The sequence below is a fragment of the Tahibacter caeni genome, assembly GCF_024609805.1.
In the GTDB taxonomy this organism is placed as follows: domain Bacteria; phylum Pseudomonadota; class Gammaproteobacteria; order Xanthomonadales; family Rhodanobacteraceae; genus Tahibacter; species Tahibacter caeni.
Genome location: NZ_JANFVR010000335.1, coordinates 1 through 5,030, shown reverse-complemented (window position 1 = coordinate 5,030; position 5,030 = coordinate 1). Strand labels below are relative to the sequence as shown.

The 5,030-nt window shown below is 72.7% G+C and carries 6 protein-coding genes; 4 read left to right on the top strand and 2 right to left on the bottom strand.

Features of this window, described 5'->3' with window-relative positions:
* The coding region (locus NON22_RS20125) for an NAD(P)/FAD-dependent oxidoreductase (protein WP_257388764.1) at window positions 1-919 on the top strand (919 nt) is incomplete at its 5' end.
* Between the two features lie 32 nt (window positions 920-951).
* Window positions 952-1,410 carry a hemerythrin domain-containing protein gene (locus tag NON22_RS20120; RefSeq protein WP_257388763.1) on the top strand — a complete coding sequence of 153 codons (459 nt, stop codon included), beginning with the start codon at window positions 952-954 and terminating at the stop codon, window positions 1,408-1,410.
* Between the two features lie 34 nt (window positions 1,411-1,444).
* Here NON22_RS20120 and NON22_RS20115 read toward each other — a convergent pair whose 3' ends face one another.
* A complete protein-coding gene (locus NON22_RS20115; protein WP_257388762.1) occupies window positions 1,445-2,929 on the bottom strand; it encodes a hypothetical protein in 1,485 nt (494 codons plus the stop codon).
* A 107-nt stretch (window positions 2,930-3,036) separates the two neighbouring features.
* Entirely contained in the window at window positions 3,037-3,465 is a 429-nt protein-coding gene (locus tag NON22_RS20110) for a cupin domain-containing protein (protein ID WP_257388761.1), read from the bottom strand.
* A gap of 68 nt (window positions 3,466-3,533) precedes the next feature.
* Between NON22_RS20110 and NON22_RS20105 the strand changes: the two genes are divergently transcribed.
* On the top strand, window positions 3,534-4,418 hold the full coding sequence (locus NON22_RS20105) for an Fpg/Nei family DNA glycosylase (protein ID WP_257388760.1): 885 nt from the start codon (window positions 3,534-3,536) through the stop codon (window positions 4,416-4,418).
* Between the two features lie 182 nt (window positions 4,419-4,600).
* On the top strand, window positions 4,601-5,030 hold a 430-nt coding region (locus NON22_RS20100; protein WP_257388759.1), incomplete at its 3' end, for a winged helix-turn-helix domain-containing protein.

Genomic DNA, 5,030 nt, shown 5'->3' with positions numbered 1-5,030 from the left:
CGCCTGCGCCGACGCCGTCGCGCGGCTCGGCGAGATCGCCGGCGCGTTCCGCGACGTGGGCTGGCAGCGCTGCGACAGCGTCTACTACGCCGGCCGGCCCGGCCATGCCGCGCGGCTCGCGCGCGAGTTCGCGCTGCGCAAGCGCCACGGCTTCGACGTCGAATGGCTGGACGCGGCGCGCCTGCGCGAACGCTACGGCTTCGCCGCGGCCGCGGCCATCGTCAACCGGCCCGCGGCGGCGCTGGATCCGTACCGGCTGACGAACCGCCTGCTGCAGCGCCTGCGGCGCAACGGCAACGGAGTCCACGAGCGCAGCCGCGTCGAACGGATCGAAGTCGGCCGCCGCGACGTGCGGCTGCACACCAGCCACGGCGCGGTCGTGCGCGCCGGCCACGTCGTCGTCGCGGCCGGCTACGCGAGCCAGCGCTGGCTGCGCGAGCACGTCGCGCGCAACCGCAGCAGCTATGCGTTCGTTTCCGAACCCGTCGACGCGGCCGCGCTGGGCCCGCTGCGCCGCACCTTGCTGTGGGAATCCTCGCGTCCGTATCTCTATCTGCGCTGCACGCGCGACGGCCGCGTCATCGTCGGCGGCGAGGACGACGCGCTGGATCTGCCGGCGCGGCGCGACCGCCGCGTCGCGCGCAAGGCGCTGCGCCTGCTCGACCGCGCGCAGGCGCTGTTCCCGCGGTTGCCGCTGCAGCCGGCGTTCTGCTGGGGCGGCACCTTCGCCGAGACGCGCGACGGCCTGCCCTGGTTCGGACCGCATCCGCAGTACGGCCGCCGCGTGCTGTTCGCGCTGGCCTACGGCGGCAACGGGATCACGTTTTCCGTGCTCGGCGCCGGACTGCTGCGCGCGCTGATCGAACGCCGCGCGCATCCGCTGCGCGAACTGTTCGGCTTCGGCCGCCGACCGCGCTGAGCCCCCGCCTTGCCACCGCCAGGAGCCCCGCGATGAACGAGACGATCTACGACGCTCTGCGCGAGAGCCATGCGATCCAGCGCTCGCTGTGCCGCAGGCTGCTGCGCTCGCACCCCGGAACCGCCGCACGCGCGGCGCTGTTCAGCCGCCTGCGCGCGGAACTCGCCGCGCACGAAGCGGCCGAGGAGCGCTATCTCTACGTGCCGATGCTGATGCACGACGCCGGCCTCGACGCGTCGCGCCATGCGCTGCACGAACACCACCAGCTCGACGAGCTCGTCGAAGACCTGCAGGTCGTGCGCAAGTCCGGCCGCGGCTGGATGGCCACCGCGCGCGAGCTGTCGGCGAAAGTGCATCACCATCTGCGCGAAGAGGAAACGAAGTTCTTCCAGGTCTCCGGCAAGCTGCTGACGGCGACGCAGAAGCAGCGTCTCGCCGCTGCGTACCGGCGCGACTACGCGCGGCTGCTGAACACGCCGGCCGAACCGTGAGCCGCGGCCGGCGCGAGGCGCCGGCCGCCCGCGCTCAGCGACAGGGGGTCGCGCCGCCGCCGAGCGGATCGACGCAGACCGGCGTGCCGCGCAGCGGCGCCGCCATCGTGTAGTTCGCGAGCACGCCGGGCGCGACGTTGCCGTTGACGTAGCGCACGGCTTCAAAGCCGATCAGCGGCAGTCCGCGCAGGGCCGGGCCGCGCAGGCCGGCCGGCAGGACGTTGCGCACGGCGCTGCCGGAGCGCGCGCCGAGGGTCAGGCGCACGTTCGCCGTCTCCACCGTCGGCGCCGGATTCCAGAGCTTGCTGCCGAGCAGCGAGCCGAGCAGCGGCGTCGCGCCGTCGGCCGGCAGATCGGAGAAATGCACGACGTTGGCCGCGAAGCACAGCGCATGCTGCGGCCGCGCGCGCGGATCGACCACGGCGAGTTCGGGATCCTGGATGAAGCTGACCGCGCGGCCTTCGCGATCGTAGGCCGCGGCCACATACGACGAGCACGATGCGCCGTCGTGCTGGCGGCCGAACACTTCGTCGAACGGCGGTATCGCGGCCGCGGCCGGCGACGGCAGGTCGAGCAGCTCCGGATCGGTGTACGGGGATTTGGTCGGCGCGCTGAGCACCCATTCGGTGTGGCTGCCGACGCCGGCCTCGCGGCTCATCGCGCCCTGTACGCTGTCGGCCATCAGCAGTGCCGACAGCGCGTTGATGCCGCCGTAGTTCAGTGCGCCCTGCGTCGCGTAGGTCAGCGTGGTGCGGCCGCTGCCGGTCGCGACGACCGCATCGACCTCGCCGGCGCGGCTGTTGCCGATCGACAGGTAGTCCAGCAGCGACGCCGTGTCGCTGACGAGCGCGATCTGCGAGTAGTCGTCGACGGCCGTCGCGCGGCCGCCGAACAAGGTGCCTTCGGCGACGTCGACGATCGCGAAATCACCGTACAGCCCGCCGCCGGGCGGGTGCACGTAAGGCGATGCCGGATCGATGAGCTGCAGCGGCGCGCAGTTCGGCGGATGGCTTCCGCTCGCGGCATCGGCGAGCGGCCCGCTGAGCTCGGCCACCTCGACGATCTCGAACAGGCCTTCGCGCGTGCGGGCGATCGTCGTCGGCCCGCCGTCGGCGCGACCGTCGATGTACGCATACGGCAGGAACGGCTGCTGATGGCCGCCGCCCGGGAACGGCGCGGCCCAGCTGTTCTTGTCCGGCGCCGTGCAGCTCTCGTCGCGCGTCATCAGCACGGCGCCGCCACCCGTGGTGAACACGGTCGCGGTCCAGGCGTCGTGGGGTGCGAGAACCAGCTTGAAATCGAGCACGCTGCGGCCGTTGTAACCCTCGCGGAACTGCACGTGCAGGTACTTCGCGCGCTCGCTGCCGTTGACGAGCGACAGCAGGGTGGACTGGCCCGCGTTGACGCTGTAGTACGGGAACAGAAGCACCTGGCCGCTTCCCTGCGGGTTCAGATACATGGCCGGCGCCGCCGTGGCGGCGAGCAGTCCGGCGGCGAGCAGGCTCAGTCTCGATTTCATGAGGATTCCTTTCGTGCAATGACGTTCGTCCAGGCAGACGCGCGAGCGCGCCGACTCCCCCACCGGCGCACATCGTCCACATCGCCGCGAATGCGGCGTGGCGGCCGCTACGGCGCCGGCGCCGCGGCTTCCTTCTGCGTCAACGCCGTGCCGGCGCTGCCCGCGTAGAACACCAGCAGCTTCAGCGGCTGCGTGCCGACGTTGCGGCCGTCGTGCGCGGTGTCGACGACTTCGGCCAAGGCCTCGCCGGCGTTCAGGCGCTTGCGCCGGCCGTCGGCCAGGCTGACTTCGAGCGTGCCTTCGAGCACGTAGCCGAACGACGGCACCGGATGCCGGTGCCAGCCGGTCTCGCCGCCCGGCGCGATCTCGACCAGCAGCGCCGTGACTTCGGCCCGGCCCGCGGGCCAGGCCAGCGGCTTGCCGTCCCAGCTCGTCGTGGTTTTCAGCAGCGGCGTGGACTTGAGCTGCGCATTCGGTTCCAGCGCGAACACCGGAAGCGCGACGGCAGCGAGCAGGACGGCGGCGAATCGGTGCATGAGGACGCTCCGCGGGCAGGAGCGGCGATGGTATCGTGCCGCGGCACCGCCGCCGGAGCCCGCCGCGCATGCCCGAGTTGCCCGACATCACGGTCTATATCGAGCACCTGGAACGGCGCCTCGTCGGCCATGTCCTGCAGAAGATCACCCTGGCGAGCCCGTTCGTGCTGCGCACCGTGGAGCCGCCGCTCGGTGATGCCGCCGGGCGCCGCGTGGCCGGGCTGCGCCGGCTCGGCAAGCGCATCGTGATCGCGCTCGAGGACGAGCGCTTTCTCGTGATCCACCTGATGATCGCCGGCCGCCTGCGCTGGCGCGAGGCCGGCGCGAAGGCGCCGGGCCGGATCACGTTGGCCTCCTTCGCGTTCGACGACGGCGTGCTGTACCTGACCGAAGCCGGCAGCAAGCGGCGCGCGTCGCTGCACTACGTCGTCGGCGAAGCCGCGCTGGCCGCGCTCGATCCCGGCGGCCTCGACGTGTTCGCGCTCGATGCGGCGCAGTTCGCCGCGCGCCTGGCCCAGGGCAATCACACGGTCAAGCGCGCGCTGACCGATCCGCGCCTGTTCAGCGGCATCGGCAACAGCTATTCCGACGAGATCCTGCACCGCGCGAAGCTGTCGCCGTTCGCGCTCGGCGCGAAGCTGGGCCCCGCCGACGCAGCGCGGCTGCACGACGCGGCCAAACAGGTGCTGAGCGAATGGACGCAGCGCCTGCGCGAGGAAGCCGGCGCGGCGTTCCCGGAGAAAGTCACCGCGTTCCACGACACCATGGCCGTGCACGGCCGCTACGGCAAGCCCTGCCCGGTCTGCGGTGCGCCGGTGCAGCGCATCGTCTACGCCGACAACGAGGCGAACTACTGCGCGCGCTGCCAGACCAACGGCAAGCTGCTGGCCGACCGCGCGCTGTCGCGCCTGCTGCACGACAGCTGGCCGCGGGACATCGACCAGCTGCTCTGAAACCGGCGTGCCGCGCTCAGCGCGGGGCGCGCGCCGGCGCGGCTCCCGGCCGCCCACCGCAGAACCGGCATCCCCGGCAGCCGGCGCGCTCACGCCCGACGAGCACGCGCGGACCAGGACCCGGCCGCCGGCGCGGCTACACTCGGCGCTGATCGACCGCCGCAGGCACGCCTTCGCCCCGCATGAGCCGCCCCGTCTACCGCTTCGCGACGTTCCGCCTGGATGTCGCCAAACGCGAGCTGCACGCCGACGGCGTCCTGCGCACCCTGTCGCCGAAGGTGTTCGACGGACTGGTCTGGCTGATCGAGCACCGCGACCGTGCCGTCGGCCGCGACGAGCTCATCGCCGCGGTCTGGGGCCGCGCCGACGTCACCGACGCCCAGCTCGGCCAGCTCATGCGCAAGCTGCGCCGGACCATCGGCGACGCCGGCGACGACCAGGCCTTCGTGCGCACGGTGCCGCGCTTCGGCTATCGCTGGGTCGCGCCGACCGAGGTCGAAGCCGCCGGGCCGGCCGATACGCCGGCGGCTTCCGCAACCGTGGCTTCTGTACCCGCGGCGCCCGCGCCGGCCGCCGCGCCTCGACAGCGCCGCGGCAGGCTGATCGCCGCCG

What these genes read in the sequence shown, in the direction of transcription:
- NON22_RS20110 (WP_257388761.1), bottom strand. Translation starts at nt 3,465, where the DNA reads ATGCACCGATTCGCCGCCGTCCTGCTCGCTGCCGTCGCGCTTCCGGTG.
- NON22_RS20120 (WP_257388763.1), top strand. Translation starts at nt 952, where the DNA reads ATGAACGAGACGATCTACGACGCTCTGCGCGAGAGCCATGCGATCCAG.
- NON22_RS20115 (WP_257388762.1), bottom strand. Translation starts at nt 2,929, where the DNA reads ATGAAATCGAGACTGAGCCTGCTCGCCGCCGGACTGCTCGCCGCCACG.
- NON22_RS20105 (WP_257388760.1), top strand. Translation starts at nt 3,534, where the DNA reads ATGCCCGAGTTGCCCGACATCACGGTCTATATCGAGCACCTGGAACGG.